At 30.5% G+C, this 24,938-nt stretch carries 28 protein-coding genes; 16 read left to right on the top strand and 12 right to left on the bottom strand.

The window, feature by feature from the left end; all coding sequences use genetic code 11:
• Positions 1-23: 23 nt before the first annotated feature.
• Genes XO10_RS07940 through purB form a run of 3 tightly spaced genes read left to right on the top strand, consistent with a single transcriptional unit; the run spans position 24 to position 3,624 of the window.
• Complete coding sequence (locus tag XO10_RS07940; RefSeq protein WP_175421375.1) at positions 24-1,622, top strand: GGDEF domain-containing protein; 1,599 nt, start codon at positions 24-26, stop codon at positions 1,620-1,622.
• A gap of 46 nt (positions 1,623-1,668) precedes the next feature.
• A complete protein-coding gene (locus XO10_RS07935; RefSeq protein ID WP_014297059.1) occupies positions 1,669-2,328 on the top strand; it encodes an MBL fold metallo-hydrolase in 660 nt (219 codons plus the stop codon).
• Between the two features lie 3 nt (positions 2,329-2,331).
• The gene (gene purB / locus XO10_RS07930) at positions 2,332-3,624 is read left to right on the top strand and encodes an adenylosuccinate lyase (protein WP_175421374.1); all 1,293 of its coding nucleotides are present in this window, start codon (positions 2,332-2,334) and stop codon (positions 3,622-3,624) included.
• Between the two features lie 35 nt (positions 3,625-3,659).
• Here purB and atpC read toward each other — a convergent pair whose 3' ends face one another.
• Genes atpC through XO10_RS07875 form a run of 11 tightly spaced genes read right to left on the bottom strand, consistent with a single transcriptional unit; the run spans position 3,660 to position 11,205 of the window.
• Entirely contained in the window at positions 3,660-4,055 is a 396-nt protein-coding gene (gene atpC / locus XO10_RS07925) for an ATP synthase F1 subunit epsilon (protein WP_014297057.1), read from the bottom strand.
• Positions 4,056-4,067: 12 nt separating this feature from the next.
• Entirely contained in the window at positions 4,068-5,477 is a 1,410-nt protein-coding gene (atpD, locus tag XO10_RS07920; protein ID WP_014297056.1) for a F0F1 ATP synthase subunit beta, read from the bottom strand.
• A 24-nt stretch (positions 5,478-5,501) separates the two neighbouring features.
• Complete coding sequence (gene atpG, locus XO10_RS07915) at positions 5,502-6,338, bottom strand: ATP synthase F1 subunit gamma (protein WP_014297055.1); 837 nt, start codon at positions 6,336-6,338, stop codon at positions 5,502-5,504.
• 14 nt (positions 6,339-6,352) lie between these two features.
• A complete protein-coding gene (atpA, locus tag XO10_RS07910; protein ID WP_014297054.1) occupies positions 6,353-7,870 on the bottom strand; it encodes a F0F1 ATP synthase subunit alpha in 1,518 nt (505 codons plus the stop codon).
• Between the two features lie 6 nt (positions 7,871-7,876).
• Positions 7,877-8,431, bottom strand: coding sequence for an ATP synthase F1 subunit delta (gene atpH / locus XO10_RS07905; protein WP_014297053.1), 555 nt, complete (start codon positions 8,429-8,431; stop codon positions 7,877-7,879).
• Positions 8,428-8,919, bottom strand: a complete 492-nt coding sequence (atpF, locus tag XO10_RS07900; RefSeq protein WP_014297052.1) for a F0F1 ATP synthase subunit B — start codon at positions 8,917-8,919, stop codon at positions 8,428-8,430. The genes atpH and atpF overlap by 4 nt, the downstream gene beginning before the upstream one ends.
• A gap of 44 nt (positions 8,920-8,963) precedes the next feature.
• On the bottom strand, positions 8,964-9,260 hold the full coding sequence (locus XO10_RS07895) for a F0F1 ATP synthase subunit C (RefSeq protein ID WP_014297051.1): 297 nt from the start codon (positions 9,258-9,260) through the stop codon (positions 8,964-8,966).
• Positions 9,261-9,302: 42 nt separating this feature from the next.
• Positions 9,303-10,127, bottom strand: coding sequence for a F0F1 ATP synthase subunit A (atpB, locus tag XO10_RS07890; RefSeq protein WP_014297050.1), 825 nt, complete (start codon positions 10,125-10,127; stop codon positions 9,303-9,305).
• A gap of 16 nt (positions 10,128-10,143) precedes the next feature.
• Entirely contained in the window at positions 10,144-10,503 is a 360-nt protein-coding gene (locus XO10_RS07885) for a hypothetical protein (RefSeq protein ID WP_148265164.1), read from the bottom strand.
• Positions 10,439-10,738: an AtpZ/AtpI family protein gene (locus tag XO10_RS07880; RefSeq protein ID WP_014297048.1), complete on the bottom strand. Its 300-nt coding sequence runs from the start codon at positions 10,736-10,738 to the stop codon at positions 10,439-10,441. The genes XO10_RS07885 and XO10_RS07880 overlap by 65 nt, the downstream gene beginning before the upstream one ends.
• Entirely contained in the window at positions 10,735-11,205 is a 471-nt protein-coding gene (locus XO10_RS07875) for a chemotaxis protein CheX (protein ID WP_014297047.1), read from the bottom strand. The genes XO10_RS07880 and XO10_RS07875 overlap by 4 nt, the downstream gene beginning before the upstream one ends.
• Before the next feature lie 209 nt (positions 11,206-11,414).
• Here XO10_RS07875 and XO10_RS07870 point away from each other — a divergent pair, with 209 nt between their 5' ends.
• The 4 genes from XO10_RS07870 to XO10_RS07855 all read left to right on the top strand — a co-directional run bounded on the left by XO10_RS07870 (position 11,415) and on the right by XO10_RS07855 (position 15,299).
• The gene (locus XO10_RS07870) at positions 11,415-12,437 is read left to right on the top strand and encodes a 6-phosphofructokinase (protein ID WP_014297046.1); all 1,023 of its coding nucleotides are present in this window, start codon (positions 11,415-11,417) and stop codon (positions 12,435-12,437) included.
• A gap of 31 nt (positions 12,438-12,468) precedes the next feature.
• Positions 12,469-13,365: a riboflavin biosynthesis protein RibF gene (gene ribF, locus XO10_RS07865; RefSeq protein WP_014297045.1), complete on the top strand. Its 897-nt coding sequence runs from the start codon at positions 12,469-12,471 to the stop codon at positions 13,363-13,365.
• A gap of 146 nt (positions 13,366-13,511) precedes the next feature.
• The gene (locus XO10_RS07860; protein WP_014297044.1) at positions 13,512-14,114 is read left to right on the top strand and encodes a hypothetical protein; all 603 of its coding nucleotides are present in this window, start codon (positions 13,512-13,514) and stop codon (positions 14,112-14,114) included.
• A gap of 21 nt (positions 14,115-14,135) precedes the next feature.
• Positions 14,136-15,299 carry a S41 family peptidase gene (locus XO10_RS07855; RefSeq protein ID WP_175421373.1) on the top strand — a complete coding sequence of 388 codons (1,164 nt, stop codon included), beginning with the start codon at positions 14,136-14,138 and terminating at the stop codon, positions 15,297-15,299.
• An 11-nt stretch (positions 15,300-15,310) separates the two neighbouring features.
• Here the strand turns inward: XO10_RS07855 and lepA are convergent, their stop codons facing one another.
• Positions 15,311-17,131 (bottom strand): translation elongation factor 4, encoded by a 1,821-nt coding sequence (lepA, locus tag XO10_RS07850; RefSeq protein WP_014297042.1) that lies wholly within the window; start codon positions 17,129-17,131, stop codon positions 15,311-15,313.
• A 145-nt stretch (positions 17,132-17,276) separates the two neighbouring features.
• Here lepA and XO10_RS07845 point away from each other — a divergent pair, with 145 nt between their 5' ends.
• From XO10_RS07845 to XO10_RS07805, 9 genes are read left to right on the top strand one after another with little or no spacing between them, the layout of a single operon-like run.
• Positions 17,277-18,116, top strand: coding sequence for a hypothetical protein (locus tag XO10_RS07845; RefSeq protein ID WP_014297041.1), 840 nt, complete (start codon positions 17,277-17,279; stop codon positions 18,114-18,116).
• A complete protein-coding gene (gene hemW / locus XO10_RS07840; protein WP_171814213.1) occupies positions 18,106-19,242 on the top strand; it encodes a radical SAM family heme chaperone HemW in 1,137 nt (378 codons plus the stop codon). The genes XO10_RS07845 and hemW overlap by 11 nt, the downstream gene beginning before the upstream one ends.
• Positions 19,239-19,760 carry a dCMP deaminase family protein gene (locus XO10_RS07835; RefSeq protein WP_175418454.1) on the top strand — a complete coding sequence of 174 codons (522 nt, stop codon included), beginning with the start codon at positions 19,239-19,241 and terminating at the stop codon, positions 19,758-19,760. The genes hemW and XO10_RS07835 overlap by 4 nt, the downstream gene beginning before the upstream one ends.
• Positions 19,761-19,774: 14 nt before the next feature.
• Positions 19,775-20,602 (top strand): 2-oxoacid:ferredoxin oxidoreductase subunit beta, encoded by an 828-nt coding sequence (locus XO10_RS07830; protein WP_014297038.1) that lies wholly within the window; start codon positions 19,775-19,777, stop codon positions 20,600-20,602.
• The gene (locus XO10_RS07825; protein WP_014297037.1) at positions 20,599-21,195 is read left to right on the top strand and encodes a 2-oxoacid:acceptor oxidoreductase family protein; all 597 of its coding nucleotides are present in this window, start codon (positions 20,599-20,601) and stop codon (positions 21,193-21,195) included. The genes XO10_RS07830 and XO10_RS07825 overlap by 4 nt, the downstream gene beginning before the upstream one ends.
• Complete coding sequence (locus XO10_RS07820) at positions 21,195-21,629, top strand: diacylglycerol kinase family protein (RefSeq protein WP_175421372.1); 435 nt, start codon at positions 21,195-21,197, stop codon at positions 21,627-21,629. Before XO10_RS07825 ends, XO10_RS07820 begins: the two co-directional genes overlap by 1 nt.
• A gap of 2 nt (positions 21,630-21,631) precedes the next feature.
• Positions 21,632-22,678: a chemotaxis response regulator protein-glutamate methylesterase gene (locus tag XO10_RS07815; protein WP_014297035.1), complete on the top strand. Its 1,047-nt coding sequence runs from the start codon at positions 21,632-21,634 to the stop codon at positions 22,676-22,678.
• A complete protein-coding gene (locus XO10_RS07810) occupies positions 22,678-23,502 on the top strand; it encodes a M23 family metallopeptidase (RefSeq protein WP_014297034.1) in 825 nt (274 codons plus the stop codon). Before XO10_RS07815 ends, XO10_RS07810 begins: the two co-directional genes overlap by 1 nt.
• A 3-nt stretch (positions 23,503-23,505) precedes the next feature.
• On the top strand, positions 23,506-24,879 hold the full coding sequence (locus XO10_RS07805; RefSeq protein WP_175421371.1) for an N-acetylmuramoyl-L-alanine amidase: 1,374 nt from the start codon (positions 23,506-23,508) through the stop codon (positions 24,877-24,879).
• Positions 24,880-24,938 lie beyond the last annotated feature (59 nt).

Below are 24,938 nucleotides of genomic sequence, written 5' to 3'. Positions count from 1 at the left end.
TTGTTCTTGTTGTAGTAATCTTATTGCTATTTTCAATGAATATTATCTTTAAAAAATTATATACTTCAACAGTAACCAAAACATTAAATTCAATCACTTCTTTTTATAACTCTCAAATCCCGTTGCTAGATGTTTATAGTTTAAAAGCCGAAGAAATGACAGAAGTTATACTAAAAGAAGTTTTAGACGTATTTATAAATAATCCTGAAAATTTTAAAAACTTTTTTCAGGAATATAAATTTAACAAATTCAAAAACAATCCTTTTGTAAAGGACATAAACTATTATATTATCAATAAAAATGGAGAAATAATCGAGACTGATTATGAACCTGATCTTGGATTAAATTTGGCAAAAAGAATTCCTTCATACTGGAAGTTTATTCAAAAAAAGCTAAGTAAAACAGATCCATATATTAGTATGCTTTCTTTTGAAGTAAAAACAAACTTTCCAAGAATGTATGCTTATAAGACTTTAGATAACGGAAATATTTTCGAGCTGGGAATATTGTTAAATGAAAATTCTGTCCCTATATTCTTTAAAACAATTTCTGTTTTGAACTTTAATTTTATACAAAACATATATACTTATAATATAAACTATACGCCTTTCTCAAGCAAGTTTCCTTTATTAAGCAAAGAAGAGAAAAATATTTTTGAAAATTCTCCTGTTAATACTGGAAAAGTTAATGATTACACTATAAGAGAATTATCAAACTGGAAAAAAGCTTATATCTACTTCAAATGGTCTCCACCAACTATAAATAATAGAAAGTTTAATTTTGTTGTTTTAACAAAAGTTGTAATGGATTTTTCTGAAATAATGACCTTAAAAAATCTTGTGGAAATTTTATTTATTATAATAACCTTTTCTGTTGCTATTATTGTTCTAATATTTAGTTACAGAAATGCTTTACGCGTAGAAAAACCTATTACAAATTTGATAAAAAATATTGAGGATGGCAATATTGGTAAAATCGATGATCATACCGGTGTTAGAGAAATAGATACTCTTATAAAATATTATTCGCATATAACAAAAACATTGGCGCAGAAATTAAGTGAAGAAGAAAGGGAATTTTCAAATCTTAAAAGAAAACTTGAATCAATGGAAAAAGAAAAAAACTTACTATACGATATGGCTTTAAAAGATACTTTAACAAAGCTATTTAATAAAAAAGGTGCAATGAATATAATTACTAAAATAATTAAAAATCAGGAAAGTTTCTGTGTTATTTATCTTGAAGTCGACAATTATTACCTTGTAAAAGATTCATTAGGAATAGAAGAAGCTAATGATATGATTTTAAATCTTGTGGATATCATGAAACAAACATTTAGAGATAGAGATTTTGTTTTCAGATTTACAGACTCTGAATTTGTAGTAGTTTTAAGATTTGTTAATCTGGAAATTTCTCAACGGGTTTTAAAAAGATTTGTTGATGCCATAAAGAAATTTAATATTACTACTGATGCCAAATACAAAATTTCAATAAGCTACGGTTTAATTGAATACAAAAATCAGAATATTGATAATTTATTTAAAGATGCACAGAAAAAAATGAAAGAAATGAAAGAATTAAAAAAGAGCCTGTTAAGAAAGATGAAATCTTCTAAACAATAAAAAATATTATCACCTAAATTAATTTTAAATTGAGGGTTGGTGTAAAATGGATTTAATACCTTTTTACGAAAAAGGGAATACAAAAGTATTTTTATTTATTCTTCCTCCTTTTGGCGTAAACACTTATGTTATTGACGATGATAATACATTGATTATAATTGATCCAGGAAAAGGAAATGATATAATATTTCAATTTTTTAATCCTGAAAATTATCCAGAAAAATATATTCTGATAACTCATGGCCATTATGACCATATTGCTGGTCTGGAAATACTAAAAGATAAAGGATTTAAAATTTTGGTTCCACATAAAGAAATAAGTTACTTAAACGATAGTTCTAAAAATCTAAGTTATATGTTTGGTGTTGATTTTAAATTAAACATTAATGTTGAAACACTTTATGAAGGTTATTATAAAATTGGCAATTTAAAATTTCTTGCAAAATATTTTCCGGGACATACTCCTGGTTCAATGATTTATGACTTTGGTAATTTTATATTTACCGGAGATTTTATGTTTAGTGATTCAATTGGCAGAACTGACCTTCCATATGGCGATGAGAAAATGATGAAAAGATCCATTTCCATATTTAAAGAATTTATAAAATCAAAAAAAGATACCACTATAATAATGCCCGGCCATATGAATATCTGTTATCTTGAAGAATTAAAAAATGACAATATCTTTTTAAAATATGGAGGTTAGAAAATGATTGAAAGGTATTCCCTATCCCCCTTAAAGGAATTATGGTCAGAAGAAGAAAAATACAAAAGATGGCTGGAAATCGAATTAGCAGTTATTGAAGCTTTTGAGGAAAAAAATATTGCACCAAAAGGTACTGCTGAAAAAATTAGAAAAAAAGCTGTTATTGATGTCGAAAAAATTCTTGAAATTGAAAGTGTAGTAGATCATGATGTCATTGCCTTTATTAAATCTATAACAGATGAAATGGGTGATGAAGCAAGATTCTTTCATAAAGGATTAACCTCTTCAGACATAGTAGATACAGCCTGGTCTTTGGGATTAAAAAGAGCTGGAGAAATAATTTTAAAAGAAATGTATACATTAGCTGATATTTTAAAAGATAATACTGTTAAATATAAATATCTTTACACTGTAGGAAGGTCTCATGGTGTTCATGCAGAACCAACTTCTTTTGGTTTAAAGATGCTTTCCTATCTTGCTGAATTAAATAGAAATATTGATCGTTTAAAAAATTCTATAGATAATATTTCATTTGGAAAATTAAGTGGTGCAGTGGGAAATTACGCAAATATTGATCCGGAAATTGAAGAAATTGCTCTTAATAAATTAGGATTAAAGCCAGAAACTGTTGCTACACAGGTTGTTCCAAGAGATAGACATGCTGAATTTCTTTCAACACTTGCTTTAATTGGTGCCGGAATTGAAAGAATTGCAATAGAGATAAGGCATTTACAAAAAACTGAAGTACTTGAAGCTCAGGAACCTTTCAAAAAAGGACAAAGAGGTTCATCAGCAATGCCGCACAAAAAGAATCCTATACTCTGTGAAAGACTGACCGGTATGGCAAGAATGCTCAGAAGTTATACTGTTGGAGGATACGAAAACATTGCACTATGGCATGAAAGGGATATTTCTCATTCATCTGTGGAAAGAGTATTTCTTCCTGATGCAACATTAATTGCATATTATATGGTGAAAAAAACACAATATTTAATGGAAAACTTAATTGTTTACGAGGATAGAATAAAGGAAACCTTTCAAAGATCATATAATCTTGTTTATTCGCAAAGAGTGTTATTAGCTTTGATTGATAAAGGTTTAAGCCGTGAAGAAGGTTATAAATTCGTTCAAAAATATGCTCTTGAAGCATGGGATAACAGAAATGATTTTAAAGAAATATTATGGAATGACGAAAAAATACGTTCCTTATTTTCAAAGGAAGAGTTTGATAAATTATTTACTCCTGACTATTATCTTAGAAATATTGACGCCATATATAAACGTTTTGGGTTATAATAAATAAAAGCGCGGATTAATCCGCGCTTTTATTATTATTTTTTCGCAATTGATATTCTTACCATGTTCTTCTCAATTTCTGCCTGGACTTTTGCTTTTTCAACAGAACTTTCTGCATGATTTAATTTTTCTTTTGCAGCTTCAATTGCTTTCATTGCAGTCTCTACATCTATTTCATCAGGCCTTTCGGCTGCTGTGGTAAGAACTATCATCTCTTTACCGTCCATTTCAAGAATTCCGCCATGAACAGCAAATACTTCTTCTTTTCCATCTTTGTGTCTTACCTTTAAAGGAGCTACTTTTAATTTGGCAACAATGGGCAATCTATTTGTTAAAACACCCATGCCACCTTCTATTGTTGTAAATTCGGCATATTCTGCTTCAATTGTTGTTTTTACTCCTTTGGGGGTTACTATTTTTAAATCAAACATTTTACCCCCTCCTTAAACTTTTATTCCCATATTCTTTGCCTTTTCCAATGCCTGTTCTATTGTACCAACCATATAGAATGCCTGTTCAGGAATATGGTCGTATTTTCCTTCTAAAATTTCTTTAAATCCTTTTACTGTGTCTTCAACTTTTACATATTGACCTTCAATTCCAGAGAACTTTTCTGCAACAAAGAATGGTTGAGTTAAGAATCTCTGTATTTTTCTTGCTCTTTGAACTGTAAGTTTATCTTCTTCTGATAATTCTTCAATACCAAGAATAGCAATAATATCCTGTAAATCTTTATATCTCTGCAATACCTGTTGAACACCACGAGCAACACTATAATGTTCATCACCAAGAACTGCCGGATCAAGAACCTTTGATGTTGAATCAAGTGGATCAACTGCAGGATATAAACCTAATTCTGCAATTTGCCTTGATAAAACAATTGTTGCTTCAAGATGTGTAAATGTTGTTGCTGGAGCAGGGTCTGTAATATCATCTGCAGGAACATAAACAGCCTGAACAGATGTAATAGAACCATCTTTTGTAGATGTAATTCTTTCCTGTAACTGACCAACGTCAGTTGCAAGTGTTGGTTGATAACCAACAGCTGATGGCATACGTCCTAAAAGAGCAGAAACCTCCGAACCAGCCTGAACAAATCTGAAGATATTATCTATAAATAATAATACATCTTTTTTCTGAACATCCCTAAAGTATTCAGCCATTGTCAATGCTGTTAAAGCTATTCTAAACCTTGCTCCTGGTGGTTCGTTCATCTGACCGAATACAAGAGCTGTATTTGGTAAAACTCCTGATTCTTGCATTTCAAGCCATAAGTCATTACCTTCCCTGGTTCTTTCTCCAACACCAGCAAAAAGTGAAAGCCCTTTATGTTCAATAGCGATATTTCTTATAAGTTCCATAACAAGAACTGTTTTACCAACACCTGCACCACCGAAGAAACCTATCTTACCACCTTTTGGGAATGGTGCAAGAAGGTCAATAACCTTAATACCTGTTTCAAGTATTTCAATTTCTGTTGATTGTTCTTTTAATGTTGGTGGTTCCCTATGAATTGGCCAATATTCTTTTGCATTAACATCGCCTCTTTCATCAATTGGATCACCAAGAAGATTGAACATTCTACCAAGTGTAGCATCACCTACAGGTACCTTAATAGGTTCTCCTGTATCTACAACTTCAAGCCCTCTTTTTAAACCGTCTGTAGAATCAAGTGCAACACATCTAACTGTATTATCACCAATTAATTGTTCAACCTCTAAAACAAGTTTATGATTAGTATATGGATTTATAACTTCAAGTGCATTATAAACTTCTGGAAGTTTACCTGTATCAAATTTAACATCCACAACGGGGCCTATGATACTAACTACTTTTCCTATATTTTTTTCCACTTATTACACCCCCAAAAATTCTTATTATTCTTCTTGCAATGCCTGTGCTCCGTTTACTATTTCGATTAATTCCTGTGTAATTGAAGCCTGTCTTGCTTTATTATAAGCTAATGTGAGCTTTTCGATTAAGTTCTTTGCATTATCTGTAGCATTATGCATTGCATTTTTCCTTGCATATAATTCACTAATCTTTGTTTCATACAAAATCATATACATTTTTGATAAAAGATATAAATATGCAGCTTCTTCAAATAGTTCTTTTGAATCTGGTTCATATTCATATCTTGATTCATTTTTACCTTCAAAAGATACAGGAAGCAAATCAACTATTTCAGGTTTTTGGACAAGGGCATTTTTAAATGCACCATATACTACTTTAACCTTTCCTATACCTTTTTCTTCAATAATATCAATTATATCATCAAGAACATATTCTGCATTTTCCTGCGTAGGAACATCGTATAGTTTGGTTCTGGATAATATTAATTTGCCTGTTTTTTTAAGTTCTATTTCACCTTTTGTTCCAATATTTACAAAACCAACAAAATCTTCTGTTTTATTTGCTAAGTTCATAGCTTCCTTCGCTAATTCCATAGGGAATGCTCCGCACAACCCCATATCTGGTGTAACTGTTACTATTAAAGTGCCAGGCTTTTTTGATGTATATATACTATCTTCAACAGGAGATAATTTCTTTATAACCTTTTCTGCATAATATGCATAATCTTTTAATGCCTGAATATCTTTTACAATCTTGTTGGCTTTTGCCGCAGCAACCATTTCCATTGCTTTTGTAATTTTCATAGTTGACTGCGTTGAAGCACGCCTTTGTTTTAATATTCTAAGTTTTCCACGACTCATGGCCTTTCACCGCCTTAAGCCTGAAAACCCTGTTTAAAGTCTTCAATAGCTTTTCTTAAGTCTTTTTCAAGTTCATCATCAATTTTCTTTTTAGTTTTTATTGCTTCTAAAATAGAAGGTCTATTTGATTTTAAGAATTGTAAGAATTCTTTTTCAAATTTTGATATGCTTGATGTTGGTATATCATCAAGATATCCATTTACACCAGCAAATACGACTGCAATCTGATCTTCAACATCCATAGGCATATATTGCCCCTGTTTTAACAGTTCAGAAAGCTTTTCACCTCTGATTAACTGTTTCCTTGTTGATTCATCAAGTTCTGTTGCAAATTGCGCAAATGCTTCAAGTTCACGGTACTGTGCAAGATCAAGCCTCAAACTACCAGCAACCTGTTTCATAGCTTTAATCTGTGCAGCACCACCAACCCTTGAAACTGATAAACCAACATTAACAGCTGGTCTTTGTCCTGCATAGAACAATGATGGTTCAAGATAAATCTGTCCATCTGTAATAGAAATAACATTTGTAGGAATATATGCAGAAACATCATTTGCCTGTGTTTCGATTATAGGTAATGCGGTTAATGAACCTCCGCCATATTTTTCATTTAATCTTGCTGCCCTTTCCAATAATCTGGAATGCAAGTAAAATACATCACCTGGATATGCTTCACGTCCTGGTGGTCTTCTCAAGAGCAATGAAAGTTCCCTATAAGCTGCTGCGTGTTTTGAAAGGTCATCATATACAACAAGTGCATCTTTTCCATTAAACATGAAATATTCGCCCATTGCACAACCTGCATATGGAGCAAGATACAATAATGATGCTGGATCACTTGCACTTGCTACAACAACTGTTGTATATTCCATTGCACCATGTTGCTCAAGTTTTGCAACTGTTCTTGCAACAGATGATGATTTCTGACCTACTGCAACATAAATACAGTGAACGCCTTTACCTTTTTGGTTAATGATTGTATCTATAGCTATTGCTGTTTTACCTGTTTGTCTATCTCCAATAATTAATTCCCTTTGACCTCTTCCAATAGGAATCATTGTATCAATAGCTTTTAAACCTGTCTGTAATGGTGTATCAACAGGCTTTCTTAATACAACACCTGGAGCTTTAAATTCTATTGGTCTTGTATTTTTAGCATTAATTGGACCTTTTCCATCTAAAGGCTGTCCCAATGGATTAACAACTCTTCCTAATAATTCTTCTCCAACAGGAACTTCTGCAATTCTTCCTGTTCTAACAACTTTGTTTCCTTCCTTAATAACCTTATAATCACCAAGTATAATAATACCAACATTATCTTCTTCAAGGTTTAAGGCTATACCATCTATTACTTCACCTTCATCTGTATGGATTTCCACAAGCTCACTTGCCATTGCATCTCTTAACCCATATGCTCTGGCAATACCGTCACCAACCTGGATAATCCATCCAACTTCTTTTATTTCACCTGATTCATATGATTTAATACGTTCCTCAATTACCTTTTCAAGTTCATCAGGATTTATTCTCAAAACAAATCACCCCCGCTTGGAAGCGTACTCGCGTCCGATTTTTTCCAGTATTCCTTTTACTGAATAGTCAAATACTTTGTCTTCAAGTTGTAATTGCATACCACCTATTAATGATTCGTCTATTTCAGAATCTAACTCTGCTGTTCTACCGGTTTTTTTATGTATTAATCCTCTTAATTCTTCTATATTTTCTTTATTTAAGGCATAAGGTGTTATAACCTTTACCTTTACTACTTTTTTTAGTTCATTGTTTTTTTGTTCTAATAAAGTAAAAATCATTGGCAACATTAATTGCCTCTTCTTATAAACAATAGCTCTAATAAACTTATTAAAATCAACATCATCTATCTCTGCTGTTTTTGCTATCTCCATAGCAATATAATCCTTTGGAAGCAAAGGATTACCTATCATATCAGCAAACATATGATCATTTTCAATTTTTTCAACTATTTTCTTTATAGCATTAACATATTCTTCTAACTTATCCAATTTATTATTTTTTGATAAATATTCAAAAAAAGCATCTACATATCTTGTTGCAACTGAAATTGAAGCTTTCATAACTTTTCACCCTTATCCAAAGCTTCAAATGCTCTTTTAATTATTTCTTCGTTCACTTTTTCATCGATATTTTTCTTTAAAATCATTGATGCAATTGCAATTGATAATGAAACAACTTTATTTTGTATATCTTTATATGCTTCTTCTTTAATTTCAGCTGCTTCTTTTTCTGCTGCAGAAATTATTCTGCTTTTCTCATTCATTGCATCTTCTTTAGCTTTGGCAATTATATCTTTTGCAAGATTTTCTGCATCTTTTATAATATCTTCTTTCTTTGCTCTTATCTCTTCAAGCTCTTTATTTGCCTGAGCTAATTTCTCTTCAGCTTCTTTTCTGAGTTTTTCAGATTGATTTAACTCACTTTCAACTATTTGCCTTCTTTTCTCTGCAATATCAAAAAATGGTTTGTATAATGATACCCAGAGAAAATATAATAAAACAAAAAATCCTGCTAAATTAACCAATGACGTAAAATTTATATCTAACATTTACTTGCACCCCCTTTTATGGGGATTACTACCCCGAATATATATTATGGTAAAACGATTAACATCAATAATGCGATAACCAATGAATATAAACCTGTTGATTCTGTAACAGCCATAGCAAGCAACATTCTTGTTGTTAATGTACCAGCCATTTCAGGTTGTCTTGCCATAGCATCCATAGCATGAGCACCAACATTACCTTCTCCAACACCTGGACCTACAGCACCAATACCCATAGCTAAACCTGCACCAATAAATTTACCCATGTAGTATAAACCTGTACCTAATGCAGCTTCACTTCCTGATTTTACAATTTCCTGTGCTACCTGTTCAACAGCCATTTAAATCTACCTCCTTAAAAAGATTTATTGTTGATACAAAAATTATTCTTCAAGCAATGATCCCATATATGCTATTGCAAGCAACGAAAACACAAAAGCCTGTATAAATCCAACAAATATTCCAAAAAATCCCCATAAAAATACAGGTAATACAAAATATTTAATCATATAACTGATGATTAATACAAGAATACCTCCACCAAATATATTACCAAACAACCTTAATGAATGCGAAACTGGTTTTGCTATTTCTCCAATAAGATTCAAAGGAAATAACAAAGGTGTTGGTTCAAAAAACATCTTTATCCAGCTACCAATACCTTTAGCTTTAATTGCAAAGATATGACTTATTACCAAAACCATTACAGCAAATGTTCCATTTGTATTTAAATCTGATGTTGGAGTATACCATGTGTCTGTCAAAATTCCAAATTTTATACCTTCTTCCGTAGGAGCTACATTTATACCCGGAAAACCTGAAAGTAAATTAGCAACAAGAATAAATAAAAATAGTGTTGTTGAAATAGCAAATATTGCTTTTCTATATCTTTGATTTGGAACAGCGTCTTCCACTAATTCCCAAAAGTATTCCAGCAAAGCCTCCACTATCGATTGTTTCTTGTTTGGAATTAATTCAAATTTTACACCCGCAGCAAAAACTATCAATAATAAAATAATAAGTCCGGACATAATTAATGTCATTGGATTAATAGTATTCCAAAAAGAGGGTGTATCTCCAAACGTATAAGTCCATCTTAATCCTACACCTTCCAAATTAGCTGAAGGAAAAAAGATGAAATTTACAAGCCCTAATCCTAAATAGATCAGGAATAAAACAAGAAGTGTTTTTTTCTGACTTTCAGACATAATATATTCCTCCCCGTTATTTTGGTGAAAGTAGTGCAGCTATTTTCATATTTAATAATCCTAAAAATGTTAAAAACAATCCTACCTCAGAAAAAAGTGCTCCAACAAGTAATATTATACCAAAAAAAATATATCGTATAATATACCCTTTTGGAAATTTCTGTTTGCCGTTGGTTACTATTTTTTTAATATCTTCAACTATCATTAAAATTCCAATTACGGCTCCAAAGCTCCCCCAAAAAATCCATAATGATTTCAAACCAAAAAAAACAAACAAAATTACGACTTCTCCCAGAGAAAGGATTCCTATTTTAATCGCTATTTCCTTCATTTTTTCCAGTAGTTGTTTGTCTATTTCTTTGTTGTTTAAATTCATTATCCTGTTTTTCTGCCTCCTTCATTAATTCCATTATCCCTTGATATAAACCAGAAATAATACCTAAAAACAAAAAGATTATCTTCCACACCTCTGCATGTGTTATGGAAGATAATATATATCCTATTATGTAGCCAACAAATATATTTGCCAATACAGTTAAAGCAAAAAAATATACCAGATTAAGTTGCGCAAATATTTTAATATCTACTCCAAATTTATCTCGCCTTCTCATATCGCGCTTTTTAATACTACAAAAAACTCTTCAGAATACTTTCCTTCTATTGTTAACGGGAATCTCAAAGAAACACCATCTTTAATAAAGATAATGTTATTTCCATGCATAATCGAAGGAGGAGTAATATTTATCTTATAACCAAGCTGTTCAAGATTCACTGCTATCGCTCCGGATATCATATTTCCAAGTTCTCCTAAAGCACTTAAACTCATTTCATCAAGTTTTTCAACAGGCATTCCCATCATCATCTTAGAAACAACCGCTCTTGCTGATTCTTCAGAAAGACCTATATGAATATTCCCGTGTAAATCCCCTATAAAACCTATGGTAACAACAACTTCATAGGATCTTCCCTCTCCTTTATCAACAACAGGTTTCTGGATAGCAATATCCATATCATTTGTTGCCATCTTAAATGTTTTTGAGAAAGCATCGAGAATAGAATTAATTACTTTTACATTCATAGTATTCCTCCTTTAACTTATTCATACATATTATACTATAATTTTAATAAAATTACAATAATATCAAAAATAAATTTTATTAATTATAATTAGCCATTCTAACTATACAATATCTCCTGCATATGATATAATACTGTTAAGACGATTTGAATATTAAATATGAATTATAAATATTTTCTTTCATTTTAATATTTCAGGGAGGGAGAATTATGCGAATAGGAATTTTAACTGGTGGTGGAGATTGTCCCGGTTTAAATGCTGTTATTAGAGGTATTGTTAGATCTTCAGGCGAAGGTTATGAAATTTATGGAGTTTTAAACGGATGGAAAGGTATGTTATCAAAAGATGTTATGAAACTTGATAATGAAGATGTAGAAGGTATTCATATTTTAGGCGGAACTATTCTCGGAACTGCAAGAGTAAACCCATTTAAAAGAGAAGAAGATAGAATGCTTTTAGAAAAAAATTTTAAAGAACTTGGGTTTGACGCTTTAATAGCCATTGGCGGTGATGATACCTTATCAGTTGCTGCTAAACTTTCAAGTTTAGGATATCCTGTAGTTGGTGTTCCTAAAACTATAGATAATGATGTTTCAAATACAGATTATACTTTTGGTTTTCATACCGCTGTAAACGTTGGCGCAGATGCCATTGATAGATTGCATTCTACTGCGAAATCACATCAACGTGTAATGATTGTTGAACTTATGGGAAGAGAAGCTGGCTGGATAACCATTGAAGCTGGACTTGCGGCAGGAGCTCATTTAATTTTGATTCCAGAATTTCCAATGACTATAAATGAAATTGTAACATATGTCAATAGAAGAATGAAAAAAAATAGATATATGATAATAGCTGTAGCAGAAGGATTTAAACCAACAGAATTAGAAGAAGTGGTTGCAGATAAATCAACAATAGATGCCTTTGGACATATTAGATTGGGTGGTGTAGCTCATTATCTTGCAGAAATAATAGAACAAAAAACAGGTTATGAAACACGTTCTGTAGTTCTCGGTCATCTATTAAGAGGCGGAACCCCAACTGCATTTGACAGAATACTTGGAACAAGATATGGCGTAGAAGCTATGAATTTAGTCAAAAAAAGAGATTTTGGAAGAATGGTTGCATTAAAGGGAAATGAAATTATCTCCATCCCATTGGAATATGGTGTAGCAACCAAAAAACTTGTCCCTTTTGAATATTATAAACTTGCTCAAATTTTCTTTGATTAAAGATGTTAAATTATCAATATGAGGTGGAACTATGAATTATGCGGTAACAATTGGTACTTTCGACGGCGTACATAAAGGTCATCAGGTAATTTTAAAAAAAACTCTGGATTATGCGGAAAAACATCAATTAAAACCCAAAGCATATATAATGAAATATCCGGCTTTACATCATTTTTCCAATGATTTTGTTGGATTAATTTACCCATCATATAAAAGAGAAGAAATTTTGCAATCTATGGGTTTTGAAACAGAAGTATTTGAACTTCCAGATGTCATCAACATTACTCATGGAGAATACCTGGATTTTCTTTTAAATAATGGAATGAAATGTATAGTATGCGGAGAAGATTTTACATTTGGTAAAGGTAAAAAAGGAGATATAAATTTCCTTCTCGCAGAAAGACATAAGAAAGATTTTATAGTGGAAATAATAAACGATATAAAAACTTCAGAAACACGTATTAGTTCAACATTTATAAGAAGGTCTATACAAAATGGAAGAATTGAAGAAGCAAATAAGTTACTCGGAAGAAACTGGACATTGGAAGGCCCCGTATATGAAGATAGGCATGTTGGATTTAAACTGGGATTTCCAACAGCAAACATTGATATTAGATATAAAGAAAAAATTATTTACCCTAAATTTGGAGTATATCTTGTATATGGCGGGGTAAAAAATTCACCATACAAGTATTTCGGTCTTATGAGCGTTGGAATGAGACCAACCTTTAATCTGGATATAAAAGAACCAAAGGTTGAAATATATTTCCTTGATTATTTTGGTGATTTATATAATAAAGTCATTGAAGTTGAAGTTTTAAAATTCATGAGAGAAGAAATGAAATTTTCATCTGAAAAAGAATTAATCAGTCAAATGATAAAAGATGAAGACAATGCAAGAAAGTTATTGTCACAATTCCAAAACTAAAATTTCTTAACTATTGATTATTATAAAAAATCCTGAGAGAATTAACAACTCTCAGGATTTTTTTATTGAAAAAGATATTTTTTTTTGATATAATATTGTACAAGTTTGTTAAAAATATAATTTATTAACAAAAAAGGAGGGAAAATGTGGAATTTTATGATTCAAATGAAAAAAAAGATATTTTTTACTTCTTTGCTATTTTTCTTATGGTTTTGTATTCAAATATTGCATTATATATGCGTCTTCCTTATGGAAATGGCATTTTGAATTTTATTACAATATATATACTCTTTAAAAGCATAATCTCATTTACTAAAGAAGATGATTTATATTTTCTTAGAATAGATATCAACAGCGTACTAGAAAATTTTAAGGATACGAAATTGCTTTTGCTGATATTGGCATTAACGCTAATTCATGTTTTACATAATATTAAATATAACATATATGTTTTTTATAACAAATCCTCTATTATTTTTGCAATTATCCTAATTTATTTTCTATGTATAAAATTACGTGATGATATGGAACATGCATATCCAGACAGTATTATATCACCATTCTTAATAGCTTTCTTTGCATCATTATTTGTAAATGGGTTGAAACTTACAAACAGTTCATTTTATTTTTCATTTAATAATGTTTTATTCACAGGATATATATATTCCTTTGTATTTTTTCTTTTGATGTATTATATTATAAAAAGATCCGATCATATTTATTGGGCACTTATTATTTATTTACTATAATCTTTTACAAGGAGGAATACTATGTGGAAAACAAAATTTATTTTAAATCTTTTAATCGTTGCTGCAATATTCTACCTTATATGGCTAAATACAGAATATAAACTTAAACTACATGAATCTAATATATTTGGAAAAATGTACAATTGCATAAAAAACAACTACTATCCAGAATTAACAGATGAAGAAATTGATGATATGTTATATAATGCTATACAGGGACTTCATACAAAATATAGCGATTTTATAAAATCCAATAAAGATTATGTTGATCTCGCATCAGATTATGCATATAAACTGGGTTTTACAGGAAAATATAATTTTAAAAAACAGGCAGTAGAGGTATCAGAGGTCTTTTTCGGTTCAAAGGTTTATAAAGAAGGTTTGCGTTCAGGAGATTATATAATAGCAATTAACGGCAAAGATGTTAGAAGAGATGATATTCCCTCATTCGAAAACACGGAAAATTTTACAATAACTGTTTTAAACAAAAATCGAGAAACATTTAACATTTCCTTTTCAAAAAGGACGGGTTTTTATAAAATGATGGATACAAAGGTCATTAAAGAAAAAGAAAAAAAATTTTTGATAATAAAAATAAACTATTTTGGTGAAGGATTATTTGAAGGATTTAATGATTATATTAATCTTGCAATTGAAAGAAAAATCGACAATATAATTATTGACTTAAGAAATAATCATGGTGGTTCTTTAAATGAAGCTCAAAAAGTCCTTTCGCTTTTATCTCCTCAAAATGTATTTTATAATATAAAACTTAAAAATAATTATTATATGCTCAGTCGAATTCAAAATATCAAATACAGAAAAGAATTAAATAATAAAAAAATAGTTGTAATTGTAAACAGATTTAGCGCTTCAGCTTCTGAATTGGTTGGATTATATCTCAGGGATAATAACCTTGCAACTGTTATTGGCGAAAGAACTTATGGAAAATCTGAAATTTTAAATACATTTTCTCTTGATGAAAATAGAAAAATAATAATACCTGTAGGACAATATATATCTTTAAATGGCGAAAATATTTCAGGAAAAGGTTTTGAACCAAACATAAAAATCGAAGATCCTTATTTTGGTATAATATATGAAAATATCAGAGAACCAGAAGAAGATCTTTTATTAGAAAAAGCTATTGATATTTGTTTAAAAAATCCCCCTTCATTATCCTGAAGGGGGAAAATTTATTTTTCTTCCTCATTTATTTTCAAAATTGCAAGAAATGCATTTTGAGGTATTGTTACCCTACCAATTTGGCGCATTCTTTTCTTACCTTCTTTTTGTTTTTCAAGCAATTTCATCTTTCTTGTTATATCTCCACCATAACACTTTGCAAGAACATCTTTCCTATATGCTTTAATTGTGGATCTTGCAATAATTCTTCCATCTGCTTTTGCCTGTATTGGAATTTCAAACTGATGTTTTGGGATGAGATCCTTTAATTTTTCTACCATTTTCTTCGACATTTCATATAATTTACTTCTATGTGCAATAAACGACAACGCTTCAACTGGCTCTCTATTAACAAGTATTGTAACCTTTAATAAATCAGATTTTCTAAATCCTATTAATTCATAATCCATTGAAGCATATCCGCGGCTAATCGCTTTCATTCTATCAAAGAAATCAAAGATTATTTCGCCAAGTGGAACTTCAAAATGCATAACTACCCTATCTTTACCAGCATTTGATACAGAAACAAATTCTCCTCGTTTTTCATTTTGAACTACACCCATTAAACCGCCCATATATTCTGTTGGTGTAATAATATCAAGTTTTACATATGGTTCATATACTTCTTCCAATAAATCCTGATCAGGAAATTGTGTTGGATCATGAATTTCTATTTCTTCGCCATTTTTCAATTTAGCCTTATAAACAACATTTGGAGCTGTTAATATAATGGCTAATTCAAATTCTCTTTCTATTCTTTCTCTTACAACATCCATATGTAATAATCCAAGAAAACCACATCTAAAACCAAATCCAAGCGCAGGTGAATGTTCAGGATTAAAGGTTAAAGCAGCGTCATTTAATTTTAGTTTATCAAGCGCTTTTCTTAATTCTTCATAATAATCTGGAACACCAGGATATATACCTGCATATACCATAGGTTTCACTTCTTTATATCCTGGCAATGGTTCATCTATTGGATCTGTTGCACTTGTTATGGTATCACCTACACGTGCAAGCTCAACCTCTTTGATTCCTGCGATTATATATCCAACTTCACCAGCAGATAATGAATCTGTTTTTTGCATTTCGGGATGGAATATTCCAACTTCAACAACTTCATATGTTTCTTTATTTGACATAGTCATTATTTTATCGCCAGTTTTAACTGTTCCTCCATATATTCTCGTATATATGATTACTCCTCTATATTTATCATACTTTGCATCAAATATCAAAGCCTTTAACTTATCTTCACTTGTTCCTTTGGAGGTAGGAGCTGGAATTCTCTTTATAATCTCTTCAAGTAGCTCTTCAACACCTTCACCTGTTTTTCCGGACACCTTTAACGCGTCATCTGCTGAAATACCTATTAAATCTTCTATTTCAGCCAATGTCTCTTCAACATTGGCATTTGGCAAATCGATTTTATTGACCGCAGGAATAATTTCAAGATCATTTTCTATTGCAAGATATGTATTTGCAACTGTTTGTGCTTCTACCCCCTGAGATGCATCAACGAGCAACACTGCTCCTTCACATGCTGCAAGACTTCTTGAAACCTCATATGTAAAATCAACATGCCCCGGTGTATCTATAATATTTATTTCATAGGTATTTCCATCTTTAGCTGGATACATAATTTTAACAGGTTGTGCTTTTATTGTAATACCTCTTTCCTGTTCAATATCCATCATATCAAGATATTGGTCATGCATTTTACGATTATCAATGCTTTTTGTTATTTCAAGTATTCTATCAACCAATGTTGTTTTACCATGATCTATATGCGCTATAATACTGATATTTCTTATCAATTCAGGATTATACATAACTTCACCTCCGTCTATTACAACAATGAAAATTTTCTATATTATATCAGAAAAGTTTTTCAAATTTGCTAATATGAAAATTAAAATTGTGATATAATTCTTCTTGGTGGAGAATTTTAAAATTTATTATATCAGGAGGTGCCTCATGAAAAAAAATATTTTAATCTCTCTTTTACTATTGTTATTTATCACTTCATTTTCCATTAATTATGAAATAACCAATAATTATCTCGAATTAAAAATACCGTTTTGGAGTACTAAAAATCAAAATCTTGGAATATCAGGAAAATATCCATTCTCTTACGATTTACACTTTCCAACACTTGGAACATATTATACTGGCTCCAAAGAATTTTATACATATCAAAAAATATTCTTTAAAAAAATAAAATTAAAAATCGGCGAAAGAATTTTTGATTTTGGAATAAAATACGATATAGAAAACAATTCTCCAGAAATTTTTTATTCTATAAAAAAATACTCCAATCAACTGGCAATGAAAAGCTTCTCATATTCATACAATTCAGTATTTAAAAACGGAAGTGAAACACGTAATCTTTCTTCTTCTAACATATTAGCAGCTACTATATTAAAGCTCACCACATATTCAAATAGTTTCAAATATAAAAATACAGATTTTTCTGTGTCAAATTACTCAGTATATGCACAAAGATACATGAAAATACCTTTTATTCTAGGTGAATCCTCTTTAGGTATTTCGCTGAGTTTACCTGTTGGAATATTAGAAAACAAGTATTTTTCTGGATTTTGGGGATACGGAGTTTTATATTCTGAAAATAATTATTATCCTTATTTCACATTTCAATCACCATTTAAAATAGATAAAAGCGAATATTATATTGGCATGCAGATGAAGATGTCCGAAGATGCTGGGTTCTTATTGTATCTAAGCAAAAACGATATTAAAAATCCTTTAAGCATAATAATAACCAATAATGGATGGTGTTTCTTCATTGAATACTAATAAAATTGGATTATATATACATATTCCATTTTGCAAATCAAAATGTTTATATTGTGATTATCCCATGACAACAAATTTAAATATTCAGGATAGATATTTTGAATCGCTTTTTAAGGAAATAGATTTATATAAGGACAAAAATCTGAAAATCGAAACTCTTTTTTTAGGCGGTGGAACACCTACTTATGTTGATATAAAAAATATAGAAAAATTATTTAAAAAATTATCAGATTCTTTCAATTTTCAACCTGACGAAATAACTATTGAAAGCAATCCTGAAATTCTTACTGAAGAATTATTACATACATATTTCTCACTTGGTATAAATAGACTGAGTATTGGTGTGCAAACTTTTGATAATGAAATCTTAAAAAGAATGAATAGAAAATACAACAACGAAGTTATACAGGAAAAGTATTATCTTGCTAGAAGGTATTTTTCAAATATAAATTTTGATTTTATCTTAGGATTACCAGGAGATAACTGGAAAAGTTTAGAAGAAAATATTAAATATATAGAAAAAATGCAGCCTGATCATGTCTCATATTATATTTTTGATAGCGATCATGAAACTCCACTTCGGAGTTTACTAAACAAAGGAAAACTTTCATTACCTGATGATGCATTTATAGAAGAAGGTTATGATTTTGTTATTTCTGAACTTTCAAAAGTAGGTTATCAACGTTACGAAATTTCCAATTGGGCAAAAAATAATTTTGAATGTAAACATAATCTAAAATACTGGAATAACGAAAATTATCATGGTTTTGGAATTTCTGCCGGTGGTCATATTGGCAATATAAGATATACAAAAACATGGATATTGAAAGACTATATGGAAAAATTAGCAAACAATGAAATTCCATATGATTATTATGTTCAAAATGAACCTTTAAATGAATTAACAGAAGAATTATTTATGGGATTAAGACTTATAAAAGGAATAAGCGTTAAAAATTTAGAAAAAAAATACGGAGATTTATTTTTAAAATTCATCAAAAATTTGAGTACTGAGGTATCTGATATGATTATTGTTGATGATTACGTCAGATTAAACGAAAAAGGCCTGGATTTATCTAAAATGGTATTTGAAAAAATACTGGAAGTGAGGGAAAATATATTATGAGTTTAAGGGATAGGGTAGATGAATATATAAAAAAAAATAAATTATTGGAAATAAGTTTTCCTGAAAAGAAAAATATTGAAGATTGGGACAATTATTTTATGAAAATAGCTTTTCTTGTTAGTGAGAGATCATCGTGTACCCATAGAAAGGTTGGAGCTGTAATAGTAAAGGATAAACGCGTATTGGCAACAGGCTACAACCAGCCACCATCAGGTTTTCCTCACTGTGATCAAATTACCTGTATCAGAGATGAATTAAATATAAAAAGCGGTGAACATCAGGAAATATGTTATGGATTACACGCTGAACAAAATGCTTTAATGCAGGCAGCAAAATTCGGAATTTCAACTGACGGTGCAACAATATATGTAACTCATCAACCATGTTCTGTTTGCGCAAGGCTTATAATAAACGCCGGTATTAAGCGTGTAATATATGGTGGAGATTATCCAGATTCATTAACAAAATTATTTTTTAAACTTTCAAATATTGAATACAGGCTATTCCAATTAAAATAAATCGGAGGTGCGGCATGCCTACTCAAAAGTATTTTCAGTATCTCAGAAAAGATAGACTTCCAAATGTATGGTGTCCAGGCTGCGGAAATGGTATAATTATGAAATCTTTTATTGAAGCAGCTGCTAATTTAAACCTTGATAAAAATAAGGTTGCTGTTGTTTCTGGTATTGGTTGTTCTTCAAGAGTTACAGGATATTTAGATTTTAATACTCTTCACACATTACACGGAAGAGCTATTCCATTTGCTACAGGTGTAAAGCTTGCAAGGCCTGATCTCGAAGTTGTTGTAATGGGTGGAGATGGTGATATGCTCGCTATTGGTGGAAATCATTTTATACACGCCTGTAGAAGAAATATGAATCTAACAGTAATACTATTTAATAATACAATATACGGCATGACAGGTGGTCAATATTCGCCAACCACTCCTCATGAAGCAACTGCTTCAACAGCACCATATGGAAATGTTGAGCGCTCTTTTGATCCTGTTCAAATGGCTATTGCTTCTGGTGCTACCTATGTTGCAAGAAGTACAGTATATCATTACATGCAAAGCGTTAAATATATAGAAAATGCTATAAAACACAAAGGTATGTCTGTTGTTGAAATAGTATCAAATTGTCATACTTACTATGGAAGATATAATGGAATGTCAAAACCAACACAGTTTATGGACTACTTTAAAAATAATGCTATTACAATAAACAAAGCAAAAGATATGTCAAAAGAAGAATTGGAAGGAAAAATAGTAATTGGAGAATTCCATAAAGATGATGCTAAAAAAACCTATTTAGACTTATACGCAGAAATCTCTGCTAAATTAGGTGGTGTTGCTAAATGAAATTAAGAGAACCTTCAAGCATAAGAATTAGCGGTATGGGCGGTCAGGGTAATATTTTAATGGGATTAATACTTGCTGAATCATTGGTAAAAGAAGGGTATTGGGTTGTTCAATCTCAACACTATGGTGCTCAGGTTAGGGGAGGTTTATCATTTTGTGACGTTCTTTTTTCTGAAGAAACCATAGATTACCCTAAAGCTGAAACATTTGATGTATTATACTTAATGCATGATATTGCATTTTCTCATCTTTCAAAAGTTAAAAATAATGGTATCATATTCTACGACAGCTCATATATAAAAGCATTACCTCAAACTGTTGCAAGGGTAACAAAAAAGATTATTCCAATTCCTGCTTCAAAATTAGCTTATGAAAAATTAGGCAATTCAAATGTTGCTAATATGATAGGTTTAGGGGCAATTGCTAAAAATTGTGGCATTGTTAGCCTTGATACATTAGTAGAAGTAATGAAAAAGAGAGTTAATGAGAGATTTTATGAAATAGATGAAAAAGCATTAAAGATTGGATATGAATTCGTCGAAAAGAAATATGAAATAAAAAATAACGGACATTCAGTAGGAAGAGGTTTTTAATGAGAAAATTTTCAAAAAGTTTAAAATTTGCTATCCAGGGATTATTTGAAGTTTTTACAACCCAAAGAAATTTCAAAATACAAACTACATTTGCATTATTGGCTTTTATATTGGCTATTATATTAAATCTTGATGAAAGTCAGATACTATGGATATCTCTGGCAATATTCATGGTACTTATCCTTGAAACAATTAATACACTTGTAGAAAAAATGATGGATTTAATGCATCCAGAATATAATGCAATTGTTGGTATTATAAAAGATTTAGGAGCAGCTGCGGTATTAATCGCAGCTACTTTTTCTATTGTTGTTGCAGCTGTAATATTCGGTGGCAAAATGTTTAATTGGCCTCCCAAATATGGTATAATTATAGGTATACTATTCATTTTATTTATAATTATCGGCAGCATCCTGAAAAAAAGGGAGGGATAACAATGGATGATAAAGTAATTAAAATATTAATAGTAGACGATTCTGGATTCATGAGAATGGTTTTAAAAGATATTATTGAAAAACAAAAGGATATGAAGGTCGTTGGAATAGCCAAAACAGGTCTTGAAGGTGTTGAAAAGGCTATTCAATTAAAACCAGATGTAATTACAATGGATGTCGAAATGCCGGAATTAAACGGTCTTGAAGCTGTAAAAATAATTATGAAAAAAAGACCTACACCTATTATAATGGTTAGTAGTTTAACTTCAAAGGATTCTGAAATTACAATTGAAGCACTGGAAAATGGCGCTGTAGATTTTATACAAAAACCTGCCGGAAGCGTTTCATGGACATTCAGGACTGTTGCTGACGAATTATTGGAAAAAATAAGAAATGCTGCAAAGGTTGATGTGACTAAAATGACTATGAGAAGGATCAAACCTAAAAAACCAAGAATATCAACAATGTTAAGAGGACAAAAGATTGTTTTAATTGCTTCTTCTACTGGTGGCCCAAGATCATTAGATACAATTATTCCTAACTTACCAAAAGGGATAAATGTTCCGGTGGTTGTTGTTCAGCACATGCCTCCAGGATTTACCAATTCTCTCGCAAAAAGATTGGATAAGATTTCCGAATTGCATGTAAAAGAAGCTGAAGACAATGAAGAATTAAAACCAGATACTGTATATATTGCACCTGGAAATTACCATCTTGGTTTAAAAGCTTCCGGAAGCAAGGTATATACATTCCTTGATCAATCAGATAAAATAAATAATGTTAGACCTGCTGCAGATTTTACATTTGATCTTGCCGCAGAAATTTATAAATCAAATATAATTGCCGCAGTATTAACAGGAATGGGTAAAGATGGTGCAAAAGGTGCATTTAAAATTAAACATTATGGCGGAAAAATAATTGCTGAATCAAAAGAAACCTGCGTAGTATATGGAATGCCTAAAGCTGTTGTCGAAGAAAATTATGCAGATTTTGTTCTTCCAAATTATGAAATAGCAGATAAAATCGTAGAGTTGTTGGGAGGAAAATAATGAAAAATCGGATTTTTTTAATTATTTTAACATTATTAATTACAACTATATTTTCTGTTAATACATACACATACACAGTAAAATCTGGCGATTCTCTAGAACTAATTGCATATAAACATAATATTCCCTTATCATTAATTGTTGATTATAATCCCGAACTCGCTTATAAGAAATATATATATCCAGGACAAAAAATTAAAATCCCGGAAGAACCTGTTTTTATATATACAGTAAAATCTGGTGATAATCTTTCATATATTGCCAAATCGATGTTTACAGACTTAAATCTCTTAATAAAATACAATCATATAACAAATCCAGAAAAAATATATGTAGGTCAGAAATTATTAATACCTTACAATTATCTTGGATTATCCTACAATAAAAAGGTTACTGTTTCATGGCCTGTATGGGGAGAATTAACCTCACCTTACGGTTGGAGAATACATCCAATTTACCACGAAAAAAGATTTCATAGTGGAATAGATATAGCTTTAAGCGAAGGATTACCTATATTTTCTTCTATAACCGGAAAGGTTGTAGAAGTAAAAAAAGATAAAGGTTATGGAATATATGTAAAAATAAAGGCTGGAAAACATTATTATATATTTGCACACATGTCCAGAGCGGATGTTGTTCCTGGAATAATTGTTAAAAAGGGTGAATTAATTGGAAGAGTTGGAAGTACAGGAATATCCACAGGTCCTCATGTTCATTTTGAAGTAAGAACACTTGATGAAAAGAGCGTAAATCCTATGATCTTTTTACCAGGAATGAAGTTTGCACATGTTGAAATAGATAAAAACTATATGGGTGGCGAGTAATGCATGAATTATAATAAAAAATTACCTCTTTTAATTTTCCTAATAATTATATTTTCAATACAATTATTTTCAAAAGACTTGTTTTTACAATGGAAAAAAGTAGATAGACTTAATTACATTGAGGAAAATGGAAAGATTTTCCTCAATGTTTCTTATTTAAAACATCTTGAATACGACGTAATTTCTACATCTGAAAATCTATTAATAATAAAATTTCAGGATACATGGTCAGCAGTTGTATTTCCAAATGCACAAATTGCCATATTGAATTCTTCTGAATCACTAACACTAGACAAAAATAATTTTAAATATATAAATAAAAATTATTATGTTGAATTAAGCACATTAGCCCAAATTGCAAATCTTGAATATTTTACTAATTCAAAGGGTTATTATTTAAATTACAACCTTGCAAAATTAAAAAGTATAGACGGCTTTTTAATGAATGAAAGATTGCGTGTTATTATGGAATTTTCAATGAAACCGGAAAAATATGAAGTATATTCGCTCACATCTGCACCGGGATATTTAATAAAAATATATGGTGCTGAGATTCCTGAAGTTTCCTTTTCAAAAACATATAACAATAAATTCCTAAAACAGATAAAAGCCATGCAACATTCTAAAAAAGAAATATGGGTAACCATAATACTTGGTGCCGAAGCAAAAAAATATACCAAAATCACAGAAAACGGAAGAATTATTCTTGATATAGAATTAACAGAAAAATTCACTGCACCTATAGTGGTTTTAGATCCCGGACATGGAGACTTTGATCCTGGTGCTCTTGGATATCTTGGAACGAAAGAAAAAGATGTCGCTTTAAAGGTTGCATTAAAAACACAGGAATTATTAAAAAATAAAAATATAAGGGTTTATCTCACAAGAAGCTATGATAAATTTGTAGAATTATATAATCGTGCAAAATTTGCAAATGATGTTGGGGCAGATTTATTTGTAAGTATACATCTCAATTCATATCTTGAAAATCGAAGTGTTCGAGGTTCGGAAATTTATTATTTCTCATTTTCAAACGATAAATACGCCAGAAAAATCGCAAGGAAAGAAAACCTCGACATGAAAAAAAATAAGGATATAATAGAATCAAGAGTTATAGAAAAGAAAAATTCAATTCCAGAAAGCAAAAAATTTGCAGAATTATTAAGAAAACGCATCAAAGAAAACAACATTCCTTTTAGATCCATACATGCAGCTGAATTTGCAGTACTGGCATATACTAAATGCCCGGCAGTATTATTTGAACTTGAATTTCTTTCAAATCCAACAGTAGAAATAAGCTTTAAATCCGGTGTATATATAGATTTGTTCGCTAAAATAATATCAGACAGTATTCTGGAATATTTTGGATTAAAATAATGAGGCTGTTAAAGCCTCATTATTTTATTAATTGCAGCAATTTTTCTTCATTTTTTCGC

Source organism: Marinitoga sp. 1135, from assembly GCF_013363245.1.
Classification (GTDB): domain Bacteria; phylum Thermotogota; class Thermotogae; order Petrotogales; family Petrotogaceae; genus Marinitoga; species Marinitoga piezophila.
The sequence above is the reverse complement of the archived record's forward strand: the minus strand, read 5'-3'. Positions and strand labels throughout refer to the sequence as shown.